General features: G+C 72.4%; 15 protein-coding genes. 10 read left to right on the forward strand and 5 right to left on the reverse strand.

Features of this window, described 5'->3' with window-relative positions:
• The first annotated feature begins 96 nt into the window (after positions 1-96).
• A complete protein-coding gene (locus SLINC_RS35670) occupies positions 97-1,200 on the forward strand; it encodes a winged helix DNA-binding domain-containing protein (RefSeq protein ID WP_067442261.1) in 1,104 nt (367 codons plus the stop codon).
• An 84-nt stretch (positions 1,201-1,284) separates the two neighbouring features.
• On the opposite strand, the gene SLINC_RS35675 is transcribed toward SLINC_RS35670, so the two are convergent.
• Positions 1,285-1,761 (reverse strand): FxLYD domain-containing protein, encoded by a 477-nt coding sequence (locus SLINC_RS35675; RefSeq protein WP_079164898.1) that lies wholly within the window; start codon positions 1,759-1,761, stop codon positions 1,285-1,287.
• Positions 1,762-2,246: 485 nt separating this feature from the next.
• On the opposite strand from SLINC_RS35675, the gene SLINC_RS35680 reads away from it, so the two are divergent.
• Together SLINC_RS35680 and dmpI are read left to right on the forward strand one after the other, a co-directional pair.
• Positions 2,247-3,125 carry a LysR family transcriptional regulator gene (locus tag SLINC_RS35680; RefSeq protein ID WP_067442263.1) on the forward strand — a complete coding sequence of 293 codons (879 nt, stop codon included), beginning with the start codon at positions 2,247-2,249 and terminating at the stop codon, positions 3,123-3,125.
• A 109-nt stretch (positions 3,126-3,234) separates the two neighbouring features.
• Positions 3,235-3,417, forward strand: a complete 183-nt coding sequence (dmpI, locus tag SLINC_RS35685; protein ID WP_067442265.1) for a 4-oxalocrotonate tautomerase DmpI — start codon at positions 3,235-3,237, stop codon at positions 3,415-3,417.
• A gap of 91 nt (positions 3,418-3,508) precedes the next feature.
• Here dmpI and SLINC_RS35690 read toward each other — a convergent pair whose 3' ends face one another.
• The 3 genes from SLINC_RS35690 to SLINC_RS35700 all read right to left on the reverse strand — a co-directional run bounded on the left by SLINC_RS35690 (position 3,509) and on the right by SLINC_RS35700 (position 8,353).
• Positions 3,509-4,300 (reverse strand): S1 family peptidase, encoded by a 792-nt coding sequence (locus tag SLINC_RS35690; protein WP_067442267.1) that lies wholly within the window; start codon positions 4,298-4,300, stop codon positions 3,509-3,511.
• A 257-nt stretch (positions 4,301-4,557) separates the two neighbouring features.
• Positions 4,558-7,377: a helix-turn-helix transcriptional regulator gene (locus SLINC_RS35695; protein ID WP_067442269.1), complete on the reverse strand. Its 2,820-nt coding sequence runs from the start codon at positions 7,375-7,377 to the stop codon at positions 4,558-4,560.
• A gap of 142 nt (positions 7,378-7,519) precedes the next feature.
• Positions 7,520-8,353, reverse strand: a complete 834-nt coding sequence (locus SLINC_RS35700; RefSeq protein ID WP_067442271.1) for a helix-turn-helix transcriptional regulator — start codon at positions 8,351-8,353, stop codon at positions 7,520-7,522.
• A 131-nt stretch (positions 8,354-8,484) separates the two neighbouring features.
• Between SLINC_RS35700 and SLINC_RS35705 the strand changes: the two genes are divergently transcribed.
• The 7 genes from SLINC_RS35705 to SLINC_RS35735 all read left to right on the forward strand — a co-directional run bounded on the left by SLINC_RS35705 (position 8,485) and on the right by SLINC_RS35735 (position 19,986).
• Positions 8,485-10,155 carry an AMP-binding protein gene (locus SLINC_RS35705; RefSeq protein WP_067442273.1) on the forward strand — a complete coding sequence of 557 codons (1,671 nt, stop codon included), beginning with the start codon at positions 8,485-8,487 and terminating at the stop codon, positions 10,153-10,155.
• Positions 10,152-11,732: an AMP-binding protein gene (locus SLINC_RS35710; protein WP_067442275.1), complete on the forward strand. Its 1,581-nt coding sequence runs from the start codon at positions 10,152-10,154 to the stop codon at positions 11,730-11,732. Before SLINC_RS35705 ends, SLINC_RS35710 begins: the two co-directional genes overlap by 4 nt.
• Before the next feature lie 66 nt (positions 11,733-11,798).
• Positions 11,799-12,821 carry a LacI family DNA-binding transcriptional regulator gene (locus SLINC_RS35715; protein WP_067442277.1) on the forward strand — a complete coding sequence of 341 codons (1,023 nt, stop codon included), beginning with the start codon at positions 11,799-11,801 and terminating at the stop codon, positions 12,819-12,821.
• 251 nt (positions 12,822-13,072) lie between these two features.
• The gene (locus SLINC_RS35720) at positions 13,073-14,215 is read left to right on the forward strand and encodes a glycoside hydrolase family 12 protein (RefSeq protein ID WP_067442280.1); all 1,143 of its coding nucleotides are present in this window, start codon (positions 13,073-13,075) and stop codon (positions 14,213-14,215) included.
• A 122-nt stretch (positions 14,216-14,337) separates the two neighbouring features.
• Entirely contained in the window at positions 14,338-16,536 is a 2,199-nt protein-coding gene (locus SLINC_RS35725; protein ID WP_067442281.1) for a glycoside hydrolase family 3 N-terminal domain-containing protein, read from the forward strand.
• Between the two features lie 42 nt (positions 16,537-16,578).
• The gene (locus SLINC_RS35730; protein WP_067442282.1) at positions 16,579-18,792 is read left to right on the forward strand and encodes a glycoside hydrolase family 6 protein; all 2,214 of its coding nucleotides are present in this window, start codon (positions 16,579-16,581) and stop codon (positions 18,790-18,792) included.
• A 105-nt stretch (positions 18,793-18,897) separates the two neighbouring features.
• Positions 18,898-19,986, forward strand: coding sequence for a lytic polysaccharide monooxygenase auxiliary activity family 9 protein (locus tag SLINC_RS35735; protein WP_067442284.1), 1,089 nt, complete (start codon positions 18,898-18,900; stop codon positions 19,984-19,986).
• Positions 19,987-20,052: 66 nt separating this feature from the next.
• On the opposite strand, the gene SLINC_RS35740 is transcribed toward SLINC_RS35735, so the two are convergent.
• A complete protein-coding gene (locus tag SLINC_RS35740; protein ID WP_067442286.1) occupies positions 20,053-20,766 on the reverse strand; it encodes a hypothetical protein in 714 nt (237 codons plus the stop codon).
• Positions 20,767-20,910 lie beyond the last annotated feature (144 nt).

Genomic DNA, 20,910 nt, shown 5'->3' on the forward strand with positions numbered 1-20,910 from the left:
ATATACGGGGCAAACGGCGGGGGAGTGGACGGCGATCCGGGATTCCGTGAGAGTTGAGGACCGAAGGTGTCCGCGATCGCCGTTAGCGTGCCTGGCATGACGAAGACGACCTCGACGGCCCCCGTGCTCGGTGTCCGTGCCCTCAACCGCGCGACCCTCGACCGCCAGCTGCTGCTGCGCCGGACGGCCCTGACCGCCGAGCGGGCCGTCGAACACCTCGTCGGCCTCCAGGCGCAGAACGTGAAGCCCCCGTACTACGCCCTCGCCGCGCGCCTCGACGGCTTCGACCCCGAGGAGCTGTCCGCGTCGATGGCCGAGCGGCGGGTCGTACGCATCGTCACCATGCGCTCGACCATCCACACCCACACCGCCGACGACTGCCTCACCCTGCGCCCGCTGGTGCAGGCCGCCCGCGACCGCGAACTCACCGTCTTCCGCAAGGGACTCGCGGGCGTCGACCTGGACCGGCTCGCCCGGCTGGCCCGTGATCTCGTCGAGGCCGAGCCGCGCACCATGAAGCAGCTGCGCGAGGCGCTGGCCGTCGAGTGGCCGGACGCCGACCCGCAGTCCCTCGCGGTCGCCGCCCGCTGCACACTGCCGCTCGTGCAGGTCACCCCGCGCGGACTGTGGGGCCACAGCGGCCAGGTCGCGCTGACCACCGCCGAGCACTGGCTCGGGCGCCCCGCCGAACCGGCACCCGCGCCCGACGCCACCGTCCTGCGCTACCTCGCCGCCTTCGGCCCGGCCTCCGTCAAGGACATGCAGACCTGGGCCGGTCTGACCCGTCTGCGCGACGCCTTCGAACGCCTGCGCCCGAGCCTGGTCACCTTCCGGGACGACAAGGGCGTCGAGCTCTTCGACCTCCCGGACGCTCCCCGCCCGGACCCGGACACCCCGGCCCCGCCCCGCTTCCTGCCCGAGTTCGACAACCTCCTGCTCTCCCACGCCGACCGCACCCGCGTGGTCCCGCCGGAGCACTGGGGCCGCACCTGGCAGGGCAACCAGGCCCACCGTGCCCTCCTCGTCGACGGTTTCCTCGCCGGCGTGTGGACGCTGGAGAGCGACGCCCTCGTCGTGGAGCCCTTCGCAGGCCTCACCAAGGAGCAGCGGACCGAGGTGACCGAGGAGGGGCAGCGCATGCTGAAGGTCATGCACCCCGGGTCGTCGTACGACATCCGCTTCGGCACCGTCCTGCGATAGGGCCGTGCCGAAGCCTGCCCGTGCCGAAGCCTGCCCGCGCCCGGGCGCGCACTCCTGCTGCTCGTACCTCTGCTGCTCGTACCCCTACTGCTCGTACCGCGTCACCTCGGTGACCTTGCAGTCGATCTTGCCCTTGATCGTGTCCAGGCCCTGGGCGGTCTCCTCCGCCTCCTGCCCGGGCGCCAGGTTCTCCGTGGCCGCCAGCGCGTCACCGACCCGCTTGCCCGACGAGTCGACGAACTCGACGCTCACGACGTAACTCGCCGTCTGCTCCGTGCTGTTCGTGATCGTGACCTCGGCCGACGCCCACGTCGTCAGCGAGTCCACCTCGCACTGGGTGATCTTCACATCGCCTTCGGGGCCGGACGCGTCGGACGGCTCGTCGGTCGGCTCCTCCGCGGCCGGAGTCCCCTCGGCGTCCTGATTCGGCTCGTCGTACGGCTCATCGCTCTGCGCCGGGGCCGAGGCCGTGGCGTCCGCCAGCGGGCCGCCGTCCTTGGTGGCGTCGTTGACGGCCATGACACCGACCACGCCGGCCGCGATGAGCAGGAGTACGACCACACCGGCGATGCTGAGGCCGACGATCAGGCCCGTGTTGCTCTTCCGGGGCGGCGGGGGAGGCGGGCCGCCCCATCCCGGCCCGGGGTATCCGTAGCCCGGCGGAGGCGGCGGCTGCTGCCACTGAGCCCCCGGCGGCTGCCACTGCGGCTGCGGCGGAACCGGCGGCGGCCCCCCGGCCCCCGGCCCTCCCGGCTCGCCCCCGGGCGCTCCGAACCCACCCACCGGCGGCTCGGCCACCCGGTCCGCGGGCGGTCCGCCCGGCTGATCCCCGGCCTGCCCACCCGGCTGCCCGTCAGCCGGTCCGTCCACCGGTCCGCCCGGCTTCGCGCCCGGCTGTCTCTCCGGTCCTGGATACCCGTACGACATGAGCCCCCCCACGATCCTCGTTCTTGAGAGGGACACGGTAAGCGTCCGGGGCGCCCCGCGGACACCTGGGGTCCCCGGCCGGTGAGGTGGCCGGGGGCGCGGGGCTCTACAGTCCGGTCATGGAACTGCGGCAGCTCACCTACTTCGTGACGGTCGCCGAGGAACTGCACTTCGGGCGGGCGGCGGAGCGGCTGCACATCGTGCAGTCGGGGGTCAGCCAGCAGATCCGGCGCCTGGAGCGGGAGTTGGGCGCCGAACTCTTCGACCGCTCCTCGCGTCATGTGCGGCTCACCGCGGCGGGCGAGCGGCTGCTGCCCGAGGCGCGGACCGTGCTGGCGGCGGCCGACCGGGCCCGCGCCGCCGTCGCCCCGCCGCCGGGGCTGAGGATCGGTACGAGCACCGGGCTCGGGGAGCACCTGGACCGGGTGCTGGCCGCGTTCGCGCGGCGCGCGCCCGGCGTGCCCGTGGAACTCCACTCCCTGCCGGTCGCCGAGCGGCTGGCCCGGGTCGCGGGCGGTCGGCTGGATGCCGCGTTCGTCCGGGCCGTCGAGCCGGTGCCGGGCGTCCGGGTGCTGCCCCTGTGGGCCGACCCCCTGGTGGTCGCCCTCCCGGCCACGCACCCGCTCGCCGCCCGGACGGAGATCGGCGTCGAGGAGCTGGCCGGGCTCCCGCTGGCCCTCACGGAGCGGCGCGCCAACCCCGCCCTGGTGGACCTGGTCGTCGGCGCCTGCCAGGAGGCGGGTTTCGAACCCCTGCCGGGACCGGCCGACAGCTCCCTCCAGGACACCCTCGCCACCATCGGCACCCGCCCCCTGTGGACGGTCGTCTACGCCTCACACGCGCGCGTGCTGCGCAGCCCCCGCGTGGCCTTCGTGCCGTTCCGGGCGCCCGGCCTCGCGCTGTCGACGGGACTCGCCGTGCGAGCCTCGGCCACTGCGGCGGCCACCCCGCCGCACCTGGACACCCTGCTGCTGGCCTGCGCCGATCACGAGAACTGATCGCTGCGGTCGCGGACTGCTTCTTGGTCGCGGGCCCGCCGCGCGATGGACTGGAGTCACCGAACGCGACCGCCCGACCGGCGGGCGCGGCGAGCAAGGGAGTTCAGCCATGCCGATCGTCACCATCCAGCAGGGCCCGCGCGACGCAGAGCTCAAGCGCGACCTCGTCAAGCGCGTCACCGACGCCTTCGTCGACGCGTACCGCATCCCGGCCGAGACCGTCCAGGTCTGGATCCACGAGGTCCCCGCGGACAGCTGGGGCGCCGCGGGACGGCTCACCGCGGACAAGTAGCGCATGGATAGGGGGCGTTGCGGGCCGCTCGTGGAGGCCCGCAACGCCCCCTGGTCACTCACCTGAGGGGTACTCAGGAGATCTTCTGGGGCTAGGAGTTGACCTGTGCGGTCACCTGGCTGGAGAAGGTGGTCAGCCGGGTGTAGATGCCCGGGTAACCGGCCGCAGCGCAGCCTTCGCCCCAAGAAGTGATCCCTGCCAGGACGCCCCCGATGAGCAGGGGACCGCCGCTGTCGCCCTGGCAGGTGTCGGTGCCGCCGGAGGTGTATCCGGCGCAGACCATGTCGCTTGCGATGAAGTCGGAGCCGTAGGAGCTCGCGCAGCTGGTGTTCGACACGGTCGGAACGGTCGCCGTGCGCAGCTGGTTGGAGGAGCTGCCGTTGGAGGAGGTGGTGCCCCAGCCGAGGATCCGGGCCGTGGTGCCGGCCGCGTACACGCTCGTCTGGGAGGAGGATACGTACGACGCCGTGGTGTACGGCATCGACGTGGACAGGGTCAGCACGGCCACGTCGTCGCCGTTGGTGACGTCCGTGTAGCTCGGGTGGATCCAGATCTTGCTGACCCGGGCGACCGTGCCGTTCGTGCCGTTGAGGTAGGTGCGGCCGCCGACCACTCTGACACTGCTGGTGGTCTCGCCGACCATGCAGTGGGCCGCGGTGACGACCTTGGTGGGCGATACCAGGGTGCCGCCGCAGAACTGGCTCTGCGAGGCGTCCGTGATCTGCATCATGAACGGGTACGCGGTCGTCGTGGTGGTGGTACCGCCGACGATGGGCTGGGGAGCGGCGACGGCGGAGGGTGCGCCGACCAGAGCGGTCGTGGCGGCGGCAGCGGTGGCGGCCAGGACGGCGGCGGTCTTCTTGGCGCGGTTGAGCCCGAACATGGGTCTCCTCGGTGGGGTAGCCGGTGGGGACGCGCGGGTGGGGGGTGGTGCACGGGGGTCGCGGGACCGACCCCCGTGTTACCGGGCGAGCGGCACGTTCATAAGCTAGAACGCGGCAGTTCCCCCTCCCAATGAGGGAACCCCCTAAGGGAGTTGGGCAGGGAAAACCCTCGGTCGGACCCCGTCAAACCCCGCGTGCGCAGGAGTAACCTGCCGGAAACACGCGGGGCTGTTGAGTCCGGGGCCGAGCCCGGGACTCACTGCGTACGACGGCCCGCCGCCAGTCTGACGATGTCGACCCGCGATCGGATCCCCAGTTTCCGGTAGACCCTCGTGAGCGTCGCCTCGACCGTCTTGACGCTGATGAACAGACGCGCGGCTATCTCCCGGTTGGTCGCGCCCTCCATGACCAGCGCGGCCACCTGACGCTCCATCGCGGCGAGCCCGTCCAGAGCGTCGAGAGCGTCGAGCGCGGGGGAGGGGGCGACGGCGGGCTCCGCCGCCGTCGGCACGGCGGCCGCCTCCACCTGCCGCAGCCAGGGCAGCGCCCGGCAGCGCCGGAACAGCCGCGCGGCCTCGTCGTACGACGTCGGACCGGGCCGTCGGGTGCGCAGTTGGGCCAGCGCGAAGGCGGCGCGGGCCTCCTCCAGGCCGTAGCCCAGCTTGCCGAGCCGGTCCTGGACCGACGTCAACTGGCCCATGGCGGCCTGGTGTTCGCCGCGCGCGGCACGCACCAGGGCCTCGGCCCGGTCCAGTACGGCGAGCATGCCGTCGCGGCCCAGCCGCAACGCCTGCTCACGGGTCTGCGCGATGAGGTCCTGCGCCTCGGTGATCTCACCGGTCCTGACCAGGGCCTCGGCGAGGTCGCCGTGCCAGCGGCCGCGGGCCGGGTCGGTGATGCCGAGCCCCTGTTCCAGCTCCCGCACCCGGCGCAGTGACCGGACGGTGCCCTGCACGTCCCCGGCCACCAGCTGGGCGTGGCCGAGGGCGGCCAGGGCGCGCGAGACGTACATCTGGTCGCTGATGCCCTCGGCGTGCTCCACGGCCTCCTGGGCCAGCGTCAGCGCCCGGTTCACATCGCCGCCGGCCGCCTCCGCGAACGAGGTCAGCAGCGCCGAGGCGACCTCGCCGATCCCGGAGTCCCGGGCCAGCCGGAGGCTCTCCCGGGCCAGGTCCAGGGCCCGCCCGCAGTGTCCGGAGCGCAGTTCGGTCTCGGCGAGCAGGCGCAGGAAGTGCACCTCGCTCTCGACCATGCCGCGTCTGCGCACCTCGCGCAGCAGCGCCGTGATGGTGGTGCGGGCCTCGGCCAGCTGGTCGCTCATCTGGAGCCAGCGGAACCGGGCCAGTCCCGGCCCGTTGTGATGGCAGGCCACCTGCGGGTCCTGGGGTTCCTGAAGGGCCCGTTCGATCGTCTCGGGGGCGTCGGGATGGCCCATCAGGGTCTCGGTCTGGGCCTGGAAGGCCAGCGCCAGCAGCTCGGTGCGCCGGTCGCCGGCCCGGGCGGCCAGATCGGCGGCGTGCGCCGCCTTCTCCCGGCCCTCCGCGAAGTCCCCCTCCACGACCAGACCGCGCCAGGCCAGCTGGTAGTGGACCAGGGCGAGCAGCCCCGGGTCGTCACCGGCGTCGGCCAGCGCCTGGGGGAAGACGGAGTCGACGTCGCCGAGCGCGTGTCCGGCCGACTCGATCACCACGATCCAGGCCCGGACCCGCTCGGCGGGCACGGTGGCCCGGGTGAGCACCTCGCGGGCGATGTCCCGGGCGAGATCCATCTCACCGGCGGTGATCGCGTCCGTGGCGGCCTGCAACCGGCGCTCGTCCGGGCCCGGCACGCTGTCGGCCGGGGTGTGCCGGGCGGCCAGCAGGCCGAGCTGCGCGGCCACCGACGGCGCCCCGCGGTCCCGGGCCAGCGCCGCCGCCTCGGCGAGCCGCGCCGCCACCTCCGGATCGGTGCCGGTGGTCGCCAGCGCCAGGTGCCGGGCCCGCTCGATGGGGTCCGAGGCCGCCGTGGACAGCGCGGCGTGCGCGGCCCGCCGTTCCTGGGCCGGGGCCTCCGCGTACAGCGCGGCCGAGATCAGCGGGTGCGCGAAGCGTACGGCGGGCCCCTCCGGTTCCGTCGCCAGCAGCCCGAGCGCGGCCGCCTGGGCGGTCTCCGCCTCGGCGTTGCCCCGGCCGGCCTCGTGCAGCAGGGCCAGCGTGGGGCGCGCGCCGGCGCTCGCCACCAGCAGGGTGCGGCGCGCCTCGTCCGACAGCATGTCCAGCCGTTTGAGCACCAGGGCCCGCAGTGAGGTGGGCACGTGCAGGGGCTCGCCCGGCCGGGGCGGGGTCGGGTTCTCGGCCAGCGCGCGGCCCAGCTCCAGCGCGAACAGCGGGTTGCCGCCGCTGGTGCGGTGGATGTCCCGGACGGTGGAGCGGGGCAGGCCGGTGTAGCCGCGGTGGGTCAGCAGCTCGGACACCTGGGTGCGGGAGAGCGGGTTGAGCCGGACCGCGAGGGAGTCCGGGGGCAACGCGCGTAGATGCCGGTCGTACTCCTGGCCCTCTGTCCGCACCGCGCACAGCAGCTGGACGGGCGTGTCACCGAGGCGGCGGGCGGCGAATCCGAGCAGTTCCGCGCTGGCCGGATCCAGCCACTGCTGGTCGTCCGCGACGATCAGGACGGGGCCCTCGGCGGCCAGCGCGCGCAGCACGGAGAGCACGGCCAGGCGCAGGGCCAGCCCGTCGCGCTGGAGGGTGGACTCGCCGCGGCCGGTGAGCGCCGACTCCAGGGCGGTGCGCTGGGCCGCGGGCAGCCGTCCGGACACCTCGTCGACGACCAGGCCGAGGAGGTCGGCGAGCGCCAGGAAGGGGAGGTGGGATTCGGACTCCGTCGCCGAGCAGCGCAAGACCGTGCGGGCCGCGCCGGCGTAATCGGCGGCCAATGTCCGCAGGATCGTCGACTTTCCTATTCCGGCCGGGCCGTGCAGCAGCACGCTGCCGCCGCCGACGAGCTGCTCGCGCGCCGCGCCGAACAGCTCCTCCCGGCCGATCACCAGGTCGGGGCGGCTTCGGGCAGGCTCCTCGAAGTCCCGTGGCACGGTCACCGCTCCCCTCCGAGTGTCGTGTCCTGGCCAATATTAGGCAACGGTCATCGGAATTCGGCCGGACACGGTGGTGAGGGAAATAACAACCTGGTCGCGTGACGAAATTCAGCGGGGGTCGCCATGAATGGAACATCGACGGAAGTTACGGCAACCACCCCGCCCGGCGTGCGGCGACCACGGCCTCCCCACGGGTCCGGGACCCGAGCTTGCGCATGGCCGAGCGCAGGTAGCTCTTGACCGTCTCGGCCCGCACGCCCAGGCGCTCGGCGGCCACCGCGTTCGTGGCCCCGGCCGCCACGCAGGCCAGCACGTCGACCTCGCGGGGCGTCAGACCCACCTCCGTCGACGGTCCGGACCGTCCGGCCGGGGCGGCCAGCAGCCCGCACGCGGCGAGCAGCTCGGCCCGCAGCGCCTCGTCGGTGATCCGCGGCGCCAGCGCCCGCAGCGCCGTGTGCGCCTCCCGCACCTGCTCCCGCCCGGCCGCCTCCCGGGGGCCCGGGGCCGGCTCGGGCCGGGCGGCCGCCAGCAGCTCCCGGACCTCGTCCGTCACCACCAGCGCCTGCTCCACGTCCCGCGCGGCCGCCACCGCCGCGTCCAGCGTGCGGTCACCGAGCCGCCGGGCGTCGCGCAGAGCGCCGTAGAGCACTCCGCGCACCCGCCGCCGTACGACGACGGGGACCGCCAGCACCGAGCGCAGCCCCTCCGCGGCGACGGCGGCGTCGTACTCGTGGCTGATGTGCCGCGAGGCGGAGTAGTCCGCGACCGCGCACGGGCGGGCGAGGGCGACGGCCTTGCCGCCGAGGCCGTAGCCGGAGGTCACCGCGAGGGCGCTCAGCGAGGTGGTCGCCGTGCCGTCGAGTTCGCTGATGCGCATGTGCCGGCGCCCCGGCTCCACCAGGCCGCCGAAGGCCACCGGGAGCCCGGTCGAGCGGCGCAGCCGTACCAGCGCGTTCCGGATCTCCACCGACGGGGACATCTGTGCTGCCACGTACTCGCCCTTTCGCTGCGGCACACACCCCCGTTCGGGGGTAGTGAGACCTGCATCACGGATTACACGATGGCAGAGAGCCGCCCGGCAATGGTGCCGGCATCAAGGAGGACGGACGGATGACGACGGCGACGGAGCTCTTCCGCAGCGCGCGTGACTTCCTGCTGGAACACCGCGAGGACTACACCACGGCCTACGAGGGCTTCGCCTGGCCGCGGCCCGCGCACTTCAACTGGGCCCTCGACTGGTTCGACGTGATCGCGGACGGCAACGACAGGACCGCGCTGCACATCGTCGAGGAGGACGGCTCGCAGGTCCGGCTCTCCTTCGCCGACCTGTCCGAACGCTCGAACCGGGTCGCCAACCTGCTGCGCGAGCGCGGGGTCGAGGCGGAGGACCGGATCCTCGTCATGCTGGGCAACCAGGTCGAGCTGTGGGAGACGGCCCTCGCCGCGATGAAGCTGCGGGCCGTCGTCATCCCGGCCACCCCGCTGCTCGGCCCCGCCGACCTGCGCGACCGCGTGGAGCGCGGACAGGTGCGGCACGTCCTGGTCCGCGCCGAGGACGCCGCCAAGTTCGACGACGTGCCCGGCGACTACACGCGCACCGCCGTCGGCGGCGTTCCGGAGGGCTGGCAGCCGTACGAGGACGCCCGCGTCGCCTCCGCCGAGTTCCTGCCCGACGGCCCGACCCTGGCCGACGACACCCTGATGCTCTACTTCACCTCCGGTACGACGGCCCGCCCCAAGCTCGTCGAGCACACCCACGTGTCGTACCCGGTCGGGCACCTGGCGACGATGTACTGGATCGGCCTGAAGCCCGGGGACGTGCACCTGAACATCTCCTCGCCCGGCTGGGCCAAGCACGCCTGGTCCAACCTGTTCGCACCCTGGAACGCCGAGGCGACCGTCTTCATCCACAACTACACCCGCTTCGACCCGGCCCGGCTGATGGCCGAGATGGACCGCGCGGGGGTGACCACGTTCTGTGCCCCGCCGACCGTGTGGCGCATGCTCATCCAGGCCGACCTGACCCAGCTGCGCACTCCGCCCCGCGAGGTGGTCGCGGCCGGTGAGCCGCTCAACCCCGAGGTCATCGAGCAGGTCCGCCGGTCCTGGGGCGTCACCATCCGGGACGGCTTCGGCCAGACCGAGACCGCCGTCCAGGTCTCCAACAGCCCCGGGCAGGAACTGAAGACCGGCTCCATGGGCCGGCCCAGCCCCGGCTACCGGGTGGAGCTCCTCGACCCGGTCTCGGGAGCGCCCGGCGCGACCGAGGGCGAGATCGCGCTCGACCTGTCCGCCCGCCCCGTCGGCCTGATGACCGGCTACCACGGCGACGCCGACCGTACGACGGAGGCGATGGCGGGCGGCTACTACCGCACCGGCGACATCGGAAGCCGCGACGAAGACGGATACATCGTGTATGTCGGCAGGGCCGACGATGTGTTCAAGGCCTCCGACTACAAGATCAGCCCCTTCGAGCTGGAGAGCGCCCTGCTGGAGCACGAGGCGGTGGCCGAGGCGGCCGTCGTGCCCGCGCCCGACGAACTGCGGCTCGCCGTCCCGAAGGCCTACGTCGTGCTCGCCGAGGGCTGGGAACCCGGCCCCGACACCGCGAAGGTGCTGTTCGAGCACTCCCGCGAGGTCCTCGCCCCCTACAAGCGGATCCGCCGCCTGGAGTTCGGCGGCCTGCCCAAGACCGTCTCCGGCAAGATCCGCCGCATCGAGCTGCGCGAGGCCACGGCCGCCGGCTCGGACGCCGAGTACCGCGAGGAGGACTTCCGGTGAACTCCTACACGCACGGCACCGGTACGACCCCCCTGCTCGGCGACACCATCGGCGCGAACCTCGACCGGGCGGTGGCCGCCTGGCCGGACCGCGAGGCGCTCGTCGACGTGCCCTCCGGACGGCGCTGGACCTACGCGCAATTCGCCGCCGACGTCGACGAGTTGGCGTACGCGCTGCTCGCGAGCGGGGTCGTCAAGGGTGACCGGGTGGGCATCTGGGCGATCAACTGCCCCGAGTGGGTGCTCGTCCAGTACGCCACCGCGCGCATCGGCGCGATCATGGTGAACATCAACCCGGCCTACCGCACCCACGAGGTCGAGTACGTCCTCAACCAGGCCGGGGTCGGTCTGCTGTTCGCCTCCCTCGGCCACAAGACCAGCGACTACCGCGCGATGGTGGAGCAAGTGCGGGGCAGGTGCCCGCAGTTGAGGGAGACCGTGTTCATCGGGGACAGCGGCTGGGAGGCGCTGATCGCGCGCGGCACGCCGGTGCCGTACGAGGAACTGTCCTGCGACGACCCCATCAACATCCAGTACACCTCGGGCACGACGGGCTTCCCCAAGGGGGCCACGCTCTCCCACCACAACATCCTCAACAACGGTTACTTCGTGGGGGAGTCGATCGCCTACGACGAGCAGGACCGGATCTGCATCCCGGTGCCCTTCTACCACTGCTTCGGCATGGTGATGGGAAACCTGGCCGCCACCTCGCACGGCGCCTGCATGGTCATCCCGGCCCCGTCCTTCGACCCGGCGGCCACGCTGCGGGCGGTCCAGCAGGAACGCTGCACCTCCCTGTACGGCGTCCCGACCATGTTCATCGCCGAGCTGAACCTGCCCGACTTCGCGGCCTACGACCTGTCCTCCCTGCGCACCGGCATCATGGCGGGCTCGCCCTGTCCGGTGGAGGTGATGAAGCGGGTGGTCGCCGAGATGCACATGGCGGAGGTGTCCATCTGCTACGGCATGACCGAGACGTCCCCGGTGTCGTTGCAGACCCGGCGGGACGACGACCTGGAGCACCGCACCGCCACCGTGGGCCGCGTCCTGCCGCACATCGAGGTCAAGGTCGTCGACCCGGCGACCGGAGTCACCCAACCACGCGGCACCGCAGGCGAGTTGTGCACCCGCGGCTACAGCGTGATGCTCGGCTACTGGAACGAGCCCCAGAAGACCGGGGAGGCGGTGGATTCCGGCCGCTGGATGCACACCGGTGACCTGGCGACGATGCGGGAGGACGGCTACGTCGAGATCGTCGGCCGCATCAAGGACATGATCATCCGGGGTGGCGAGAACATCTACCCCCGCGAGATCGAGGAGTTCCTCTACTCCCACCCGAAGATCGCGGACGTCCAGGTCGTCGGCGTACCCCACGAGCGCTACGGCGAGGAGGTCCTCGCCTGCGTCATCCCGCGCGACCCGGCCGATCCGCCGACGCTCGACGACGTACGGGCCTTCTGCGAGGGTCAGTTGGCGCACTTCAAGATCCCGAGCCGGGTGCAGGTCCTCGACGCCTTCCCGATGACCGTGTCCGGAAAGGTGCGCAAGGTCGAGCTGCGCCAAAAGTACGCTGTCTGACCCTGGCCCCGGGCGTTCGATCACAGCGGGCGGCGGCCCGTAAGATCGGGTGCCCTGGGGGTGGTTATGGGCAGGCAGCGCCTCGGCTCGCCGACGCTGGAGCAGGTCGCGGCCCTCGCCGGTGTCGGACGAGGGACCGTCTCACGGGTCATCAACAACGCGACGGGCGTGAAGGATTCGACGCGCCGTGCCGTCGAGCGGGCCATCGCCGAACTGGGCTACGTGCCCAACCTGGCGGCCCGCTCCCTGGCCGGGCGGCGGGCGGACGCCGTGGCGCTGGCGATGACCGAGCGGGACTGGCGGCTGTTCGGGGAGCCGTTCTTCTCGGAGATCGTCCGGGCCGTCGGCGACGCCCTCGCCGACACCTCGATGCAACTGCTGCTCACCCTGGTCCGCACGGACGACGAGCGGCGGCGCCTGGTCGAGTACGCGCGCGGCGGACGGGTGGACGGCGTCCTGCTGATGTCCGTGCGCGCCGAGGACCGGCTGCCGGACATGCTCGCCGAGGCCGGACTGCCCACCGTGATGCTCGGCCGCCGCTCGGGCGACGAGCACGTCACGTACGTGGACGCGGACAATGTCGGCGGCGCCCGCGGCGCGGTCGAGCATCTGCTGCGCGACGGGCGCAGGCGGATCGCCGCCGTCACCGGGCCGCTCGACATGTACGTCACCCAGTGCCGGCTGCGCGGCTACCGCGAAGCCCTCGCCACGGCCGGTCTGGAACCCGTGCCCTCGCTGGTCGCCGAGGGCGACTTCACCGAGGACAGCGGGCGCCGGGCGACGGCCGGGATCCTTCGGTGCCACCCGGACGTCGACGCCGTCTTCGCCGCCTCGGACACCATGGCCGCCGGAGCGCTGGACGTGCTGCGGAGCGCGGGGCGCCGGGTGCCCGACGACGTCGCGGTGCTCGGCTTCGACGACTATCCGCTGGCCGAGCACACCGAGCCCGCGCTGACGACGGTCCGTCAGCCGCTGGAGGAGATCGGCCGGGCCATGGTGCGGCTGCTGCTGGAGGAGATGGAGCAGCCCGAGGTGGCCTGGCGGCACGTCATCCTGCGCACCCGGCTGGTGGTCCGGGGCTCGGCCTGAGTGCTGCGGGCGCCCCGTTTCGGGAGCGCTCCCAAAATCCCTGGAGATTCCGCGATCGAAGGCCGCACTGTGACCTGCGGCTTCGAAATTCGTTCGACGCATTGGTGTCCATAGGGTTGTCAGGGACATGGGATGACTTCTACAGTCCCGACCGAAACCAGTGGAGTGGGAGCGCTCCCATCAGTGGGGAGTTGGGAGCGCTCCCGCATTGGCCCGTCGAATCCGGAACCACCTCCGAGAGAGGCACCCGCATGCGACCGTCCCCGCACCGTCCCCGCACCCCCCGCACCCCGCACGGCCTGCTCGCCGCGCTGCTCTCCGCTCTCGCCGCCGTCGCGGCACTCCTCGTCGCCGCACCACCGGCCCAGGCCGACACCACGATCTGCGAGCAGTACGGCTCGGCCGTCATCCAGGGGCGCTACGTCGTCCAGAACAACCGCTGGGGCACCAGCGCCCCGCAGTGCGTCACCGCCACCGACGCCGGCTTCCGGGTCGCCCAGGCCGACGGCTCGGTGCCCACCAACGGCGCCCCCAAGTCGTATCCGTCCGTCTTCAACGGCTGCCACTACACGAACTGTTCGCCGGGCACCAGCCTCCCGGCGCGGCTCAGCACCATCTCCAGCGCGCCCAGCAGCATCTCCTACGGCTACGTCTCGAACGCCGTGTACAACGCCTCGTACGACATCTGGCTGGACCCGACGCCCCGCACCGACGGCGTGAACCGGACCGAGATCATGATCTGGTTCAACCGGGTCGGCTCCATCCAGCCGATCGGCTCCCCGGTCGGCACGGCCTCGGTGGGCGGCCGCTCCTGGGAGGTCTGGACCGGCAGCAACGGCTCCAACGACGTGATCTCCTTCGTCGCTCCCTCGGCGATCGGCAGCTGGAGCTTCGACGTCATGGACTTCGTCGACCAGACCGTCGCCCGGGGCATGGCACAGAACACCTGGTACCTGACGAGCGTCCAGGCCGGGTTCGAGCCGTGGCAGAACGGCGCCGGGCTCGCGGTGAACTCCTTCTCCTCCACCGTCAACCTCGGTGGTGGCGGCGGCCCGGGCGGCCCCGGCAACCCGGCGACGGCCTGCCAGGTGACCTACGCCACCAACGCCTGGCAGGGCGGCTTCACCGCCGACGTCACGGTCAAGAACACCGGCTCCAGTGCCGTCGACAACTGGAAACTCGGCTTCACCCTGCCCTCCGGACAGCGCGTCACCAGCTCCTGGAACGCCACCCTGTCCGGCTCGTCGGGCGCCGTCACGGCGAGCCCCGTGGCACACAACGCGCAGATCGCCCCCGGCGGCAGCCAGACCTTCGGCCTCCAGGGCACCCACAGCGGCACGTTCGCGCGGCCGGCCGGGTTCAGCCTGAACGGAACCGCCTGCACCAGCGCATGACCCGAAGCCCGTGCGCCACACCGCACCGGCCTCCCGAAGGGACCCGTCCCGCCTCTTCCCCCGCACCGGCGGGGACGGGCCCCTTCTCCGCCCCCTCCGGCCCGCACCCGGAAAGGCCCGTCATGAGTCCGAGCCGCACGCTGTCCGCCCGCCGCCCCGCGATCGTCGCCACGCTGTGCGCCGCCGCCCTCGCCCTGACCGGGCTGGCCGCCGTCCCACCCGCCGGGGCCCCGACGGCCGCCGTCGCCCGCCCGTACCAGGACCCCTCCCTGCCGGTGCCCGAGCGGGTCGACGACCTGCTCTCCCGGATGACGACCGACGACAAGCTCGGGCAGATGACACAGGTGGAGAAGGACGCGCTCGTCCCGCAGAGCGACCTCGCCGCCCACCGCATCGGCTCGGTGCTCTCCGGCGGCGACTCCACCGTCAGTCCCAACAACCCCCGGACCTGGGCCGACACCTACGATTCCCTCCAGCGCACCGCGCTCACCACCCCGCTCGGCATCCCGATGATCTACGGCATCGACGCGGTGCACGGCCACAACGCGGTCCGCGGCGCCACCCTCTTCCCGCACAACATCGGCCTCGGCGCCACCCGTGATCCGGCGCTGGTGCAGCGCGTCGGACGCGCGGTGGCCGAGGAGGTGGCCGGCACCGGCATCGACTGGTCGTTCGCACCCTGTCTGTGCGTGGCCCGCAACGACCGGTGGGGCCGCACCTACGAGTCGTTCGGCGAGAAACCCGAACTGCCCACGTCCATGGCCACGTTCGTCACCGGTATGCAGGGCACGGCCCTCGGCGGCGACGGGGCCTCGGTCCTCGCCACCGCCAAGCACTATCTCGGCGACGGCGGCACCACCGGCGGCGTCGACCAGGGCAACACCGAGCTGTCCGAGGCCGAGCTGCGCGCCGTCCACCTGCCGCCCTTCCAGGAGGCGGTACGGCGGGGCGTGGGCTCGGTGATGCTGTCGTACAGCAGCTGGAACGGGGTGCGGTCGCACGCCCACAAGTACCTGGTCACCGACGTGCTCAAGAGCGAACTGGGCTTCGGCGGCTTCGTCGTGTCCGACTGGGCCGCGGTCGACCAGCTCGACGGGCAGAGCGGCTTCACCGGCGCCGAGATCACCACGGCCGTCAACGCCGGGGTCGACATGGTGATGGTCCCGCACGACTACCGGAAGTTCCTCACCCTGCTGCGCGGCGAGGTGAACGCCGGGCGGATCAGCCAGGCGCGCGTCGACGACGCCAACCGCCGCATCCTCACCAAGAAGTTCCAACTGGGCCTGTTCGAAAGGCCGTTGACCGATCGCTCGTACACCTCCTCGGTGGGCTCCGCCGAGCACCGGGCACTGGCCCGGCAGGCCGTGCGGGCCTCGCAGGTGCTGCTGAAGAACGATGGTGGCGTGCTGCCGCTGGCCAAGAACGCCAAGCTGTTCGTGGCCGGCAAGTCCGCCGACGACATCGGCAACCAGAGCGGCGGCTGGACCCTGGGCTGGCAGGGGCGCAGCGGTCCCGTCACCGAGGGCACCACCGTCCTCCAGGGCATCCGCGCCGCCGCGGGCGACCCGTCCCGGATCAGGTACGACCGCTACGGCAACGGCATCGACGGCAGCTACACGGCCGCCGTGGCGGTCGTCGGGGAGACGCCGTACGCCGAGATGCACGGCGACCGGCCCGGGAGCATGGGGCTCGACCCGGAGGACCTCCAGACCCTCGCCCGGCTGAAGGCGAGCGGGGTGCCCGTCGTGGTGGTCCTGGTCTCCGGGCGGCCGCTCGACATCGCGGCCCAACTGCCCGACTGGAAGGCCCTGTTGGCGGCCTGGCTGCCCGGCACCGAGGGAGCCGGGGTGTCGGACGTGCTCTTCGGCGACCACGCCCCCACCGGCAAGCTCCCGATGACGTGGATGCGCAGCGCCTCCCAGCAGCCCATCAACGACGGCGACGGCAAGAGCCCGCTCTTCCCGTACGGGCACGGGCTGACGTACGGCACCGGTCCCGACCCGGACCCGGACCCGGAGCCCGCGCCCAAGGCCTGCACCGCCCAGTTCAAGGTCGCCTCGTCCTGGTCCGGCGGCTACCAGGCGGAGATCACCGTCAAGAACACCGGCACCGGCCCGCTCACCGGCTGGTCCGCCGCCTGGGACCTGGGCGGTTCCACCGTCACCAGCCTGTGGAACGGCTCCCTGACCGTGGCCCAGGGCCGCGCGACCGTCCGTAACGCCGCCCACAACGGCGCCCTGTCACCCGGCGCCACCACCTCGTTCGGCTTCACCGCCAACGGCGGCGCGGGCACGCCCGCTCCGCAGTGCACCGGCTCCTGACGTACGACCGGCACATCCGCACGTACCACCGAGGAGGGCACGATGACCAACCCGACCAGAGCCGACGGCGCCTCGCTGCCGCGCACGCGCCGACGACGGTCGGCGGCTTTAGCCACCGCCCTGGCCACCCTGATGCTCGGGGCGGCGGGCCAGATCGCGGGACAGCCCGCGGCAGCGGCGGAGGCACACGTCGACAACCCCTTCGCGGGGGCGAGTTTCTACCTCAACCCCGACTACGCGGAGCACGTCGACACCTCCATCGCGCAGACGTCCGACGCCACGCTCAAGGCGAAAATGGAGAAGGTCAAGAGTTATCCGACCGCCGTCTGGCTGGACCGGATCGCGGCCATCCACGGCGGCGCGGCCAACGCGGGACGCAAGAGCCTGGCCGACCACCTCGACCTGGCGCTCGCGCAGAAGAAGCCCGGCCAGCCGATCACCGCCACCTTCGTGGTGTACGACCTGCCCGGCCGGGACTGCGCCGCCCTCGCCTCCAGCGGTGAACTCCCGCTCACCCAGGCGGGTCTGGCCCGCTACAAGAGCGAGTACATCGACGTCATCGCGAACGTCTTCAAGAACCCCAAGTACCAGGACATCCGCATCACCACCGTCGTCGAGCCCGACAGCCTGCCCAACCTGGTCACCAACACCTCCGACCCCGAATGCGCCCAGGCCAAGAGCAGCGGCGTGTACGTCGAGGGCATCCGGTACGCCCTGGACAAGCTGCACGCCGTCCCGAACGTGTACACGTACCTGGACTACGCGCACTCCGGCTGGCTCGGCTGGGACAACAACCTCACCCAGACCGTGCAGCAGTACACCGACGTGGCCAGGGGCACCGCGGCAGGGCTCAGCAGCGTCGACGGGCTGATCACCAACGTCGCCAACTACACGCCGTTGGAAGAGCCGTTCCTCACCGACCCGAACAAGACCGTCGGTGGCACCATGGTCAAGTCGAGCAAGTACTACGAGTGGAACCCGAACTTCGACGAGTCGGACTTCACGAAGAACGTCCACCGGACGCTGGTCTCGGCGGGCTGGCCCGCCTCCACCGGCATGGTGGTCGACACCTCCCGCAACGGCTGGGGCGGCTCGGCGCGGCCCACCGCCGAGAGCACCAGCACCAGCCTTGAGACCTACGTGACCGAGTCCAAGGCCGACCGCCGCACCCACCGCGGACTGTGGTGCAACGCGAGCGGAGCCGGGCTCGGACAGCCGCCGCAGACCGCGCCGTCCGGGCACCCCGACTCGCACCTGGACGCCTTCCTGTGGGTCAAGCCGCCGGGGGAGTCCGACGGGGCCAGCAAGGACATCCCCAACGAGGAGGGCAAGCGCGCGGACCCGATGTGCGACCCGGACTACACCGCGCCCAACGCCGGCAACAACAAGACCGGGGCGCTGCCCGACGCGCCGCTGGCCGGGCACTGGTTCCACAACCAGTTCTCGATGCTGGTGCGCAACGCGTACCCGGCGGTGCCGACGGGCGGTACCGGCCCGGGCGACACCACGGCCCCGACCGCGCCGACCGGGCTGCGGGCCACGGCGAAGACCGCGAGCAGCGTCTCCCTCGCCTGGACGGCGGCCACCGACGACGTGGGCGTCAGCGGTTACGACGTCTACCGTGACGGCACCAAGGTCAGCGCCCAGCCGGTCGGCGGGACCACGTTCACGGACACCGGGCTGAGCGCCGCGACGGCCTACAGCTACACCGTCCGCGCCCGGGACGCCGCCGGGAACGTCTCCGCGGCCTCCGCCGCGCTGAGCGCCACCACCGAGACGGGCGGCGGCGGCCCCGACCCCACGGGCGGTCTCAAGGTCGCCTACAGGAACCACGACGCCTCGGCCACCGACAACGCCATCCGTCCCGGTCTGCGGATCACCAACACCGGCAGCGCCGCCCTCGACCTGACCGGGGTGGTCGCCCGCTACTACTTCACCCGGGACGGCGGATCGCCCACCGTCAACGCCTGGTGCGACTACGCCGCGGTCGGCTGCTCCAACGTCAAGCTCAGGGTCGTCCCGCTGAGTACGCCGGTGGCGGGCGCCGACGCCTACCTGGAGGTCGGCTTCTCGGCGGGCTCGCTGGCCGCGGGCCGGGACACCGGTGACATCCAGCTCCGGATGGCCAAGACGGACTGGTCCGCCTTCGACGAGACCGACGACCACAGCCGCACCACCGCCACCTCGTACACGGAGGCTCCGGCGATCCCGGCCTACCTGGGCACCGTGCGGGCCTGGGGTATGCCGCCCGCCTGATCCGCCGACTAGCCCCCTCCCCACAGACCCCCCGCCCGTCCGGCCGCGGCACCTCGCCCGGACGGGCGGGGGCTCCAGCGACTCCCCAACAGTGCAGGAGAGACGATGGCTCGACCCAGAAAGAGACTGCTTTCCTTAGTGGCTGTGCTGGCGACCCTGCTCGGCGGGATCGGCCTGGCCCTGCTCGGACAGGGCAACGCGCAGGCGCACGGTGTCACGATGATGCCGGGATCGCGGACCTACCTCTGCTATCTCGACGCCAAGACCGGCACCGGATCCCTCGACCCGACCAACCCGGCCTGCCGTGCCGCGCTCAACGAGAGCGGCGGGAACTCGCTGTACAACTGGTTCGCCGTGCTCGACTCCAACGCGGCGGGCCGCGGGCCCGGTTACGTGCCGGACGGCAAGCTGTGCAGCGCCGGTGACCGTTCCCCGTACAACTTCACCGGATACAACGCCGCCCGCGCGGACTGGCCCCGCACGCACCTGACCTCCGGGGCGTCGATCCGGATCAAGCACAGCAACTGGGCGGCGCATCCCGGGGCCTTCCGGGTGTACCTGTCCAAGCCCGGCTACTCGCCCTCCTCTCCGCTGGGCTGGGGCGACCTGGAGCTGATCCAGACCGTCACCAATCCGCCCCAGTCGGGCTCGGTGGGCTCCGAGAGCGGCCACTACTACTGGGATCTGAGGCTCCCCTCGGGCCGCTCGGGCAACGCGATGATGTTCATCCAGTGGGTGCGCTCGGACAGCAACGAGAACTTCTTCTCCTGCTCCGACATCGTCTTCGACGGCGGCAACGGCGAGGTGACCGGTATCCGCGGCTCGGGCGGCACTCCCACCCCGACGCCCACGCCGACACCCACCCCGACCCCGACCGATCCGCACAGCGGCTGCATGGCCGTGTATTCGGTGACGAGCTCCTGGAACGGCGGCTTCCAGGGCTCCGTGCAGGTGATGAACCACAACACGGCACCGCTCGACGGCTGGGCCGTGCGCTGGCAGCCGGGCGCCGGCACGCGGCTGAACAGTGTCTGGAACGGCGCGCTCAGTACCGGGTCCGACGGCACGGTCACGGTCAGGAACGTCGGCCACAACCGGACGATCACGGCGGACGGCAGCACCACCTTCGGCTTCACGGCCACCTCCACGGGCAACGACCTTCCGGCCGGCTCGATCGGCTGCGTCACCCCGTAACGGCACCCCGTCCCCTGGCGCCGGCTCCCGCACTCGCGGAAGCCGGCGCCCTCGTGTGCGCGGGCGTCAGACGGCGGGGGAGTCCAGCGCCTCGGCGTGCTCGTTGACCGGCTGCGGGGTGCCCGTGAGGTCGAGGACGAAGAGGGGGATGCCGAGGGACTCGGCGCGGCGGCGGGCGGAGTCGGCGTAGCCGGCGAGGGAGAAGTAGACGCAGCGGGAGGACTCGGTCATGGCGGTCAGCCACAGGCACTCCACGTCCCGCTCGGAGGCGGGGCGTACGGTCGGGTCCACCTGGGCCAGCAGTCCACGGGCGGCGAGGCCGATGCCGGACGGCGGGCGCTGGTCGGCCCGGCGGATGTCCTCGTAGCCGAGCCACCGCAGGTACAGGGCCGCGACGGTGACCGCGTCCCGGGCGGTACGGATCGCGATGGGCTGGAAGGCGCGGCGGCGGCCGGCACCGCCGGCACCGCCGGCCTCGGTGGACGCGCCGCGCTCCGACACCGCCCCGGTCACGGCGGACGCGCCCGCCACGGCGACCCGCAGCACCGCCCCGCACACGCACCCCAGCTCCGGATACGGCCACTGGTTCTCCCGGGCGCAGGAACCGCACCGCAGGGTGATCCAGCCGTCGTCCCAGGCCCGGTGCGTGACGGTCGTCGGGGCGCCGTGGCGGTCCAGCGGCGGCGAGACCGGCGCCCCGCACACACAGGGGTAGGACGGCGCGGCGTAGAGATGCTCGCGACGGCAGGCCGGACACCGCACCGGCATGCTCTCGGCCATGGACCACTCCAGAACGTCACGTCGGACAGCGGCAGCGGCTCCATAGTGCTCTCCCGCGGGCGTCGGCGACAGGAAGTCGGGCCAACGCCACGCCAGGTGTCGGTGGTCGGTAACCGCTCCCTTGACGGCTCCCTTGACGACCCC

Source organism: Streptomyces lincolnensis (assembly GCF_001685355.1).
Taxonomy (GTDB): Bacteria; Actinomycetota; Actinomycetes; order Streptomycetales; family Streptomycetaceae; genus Streptomyces; species Streptomyces lincolnensis.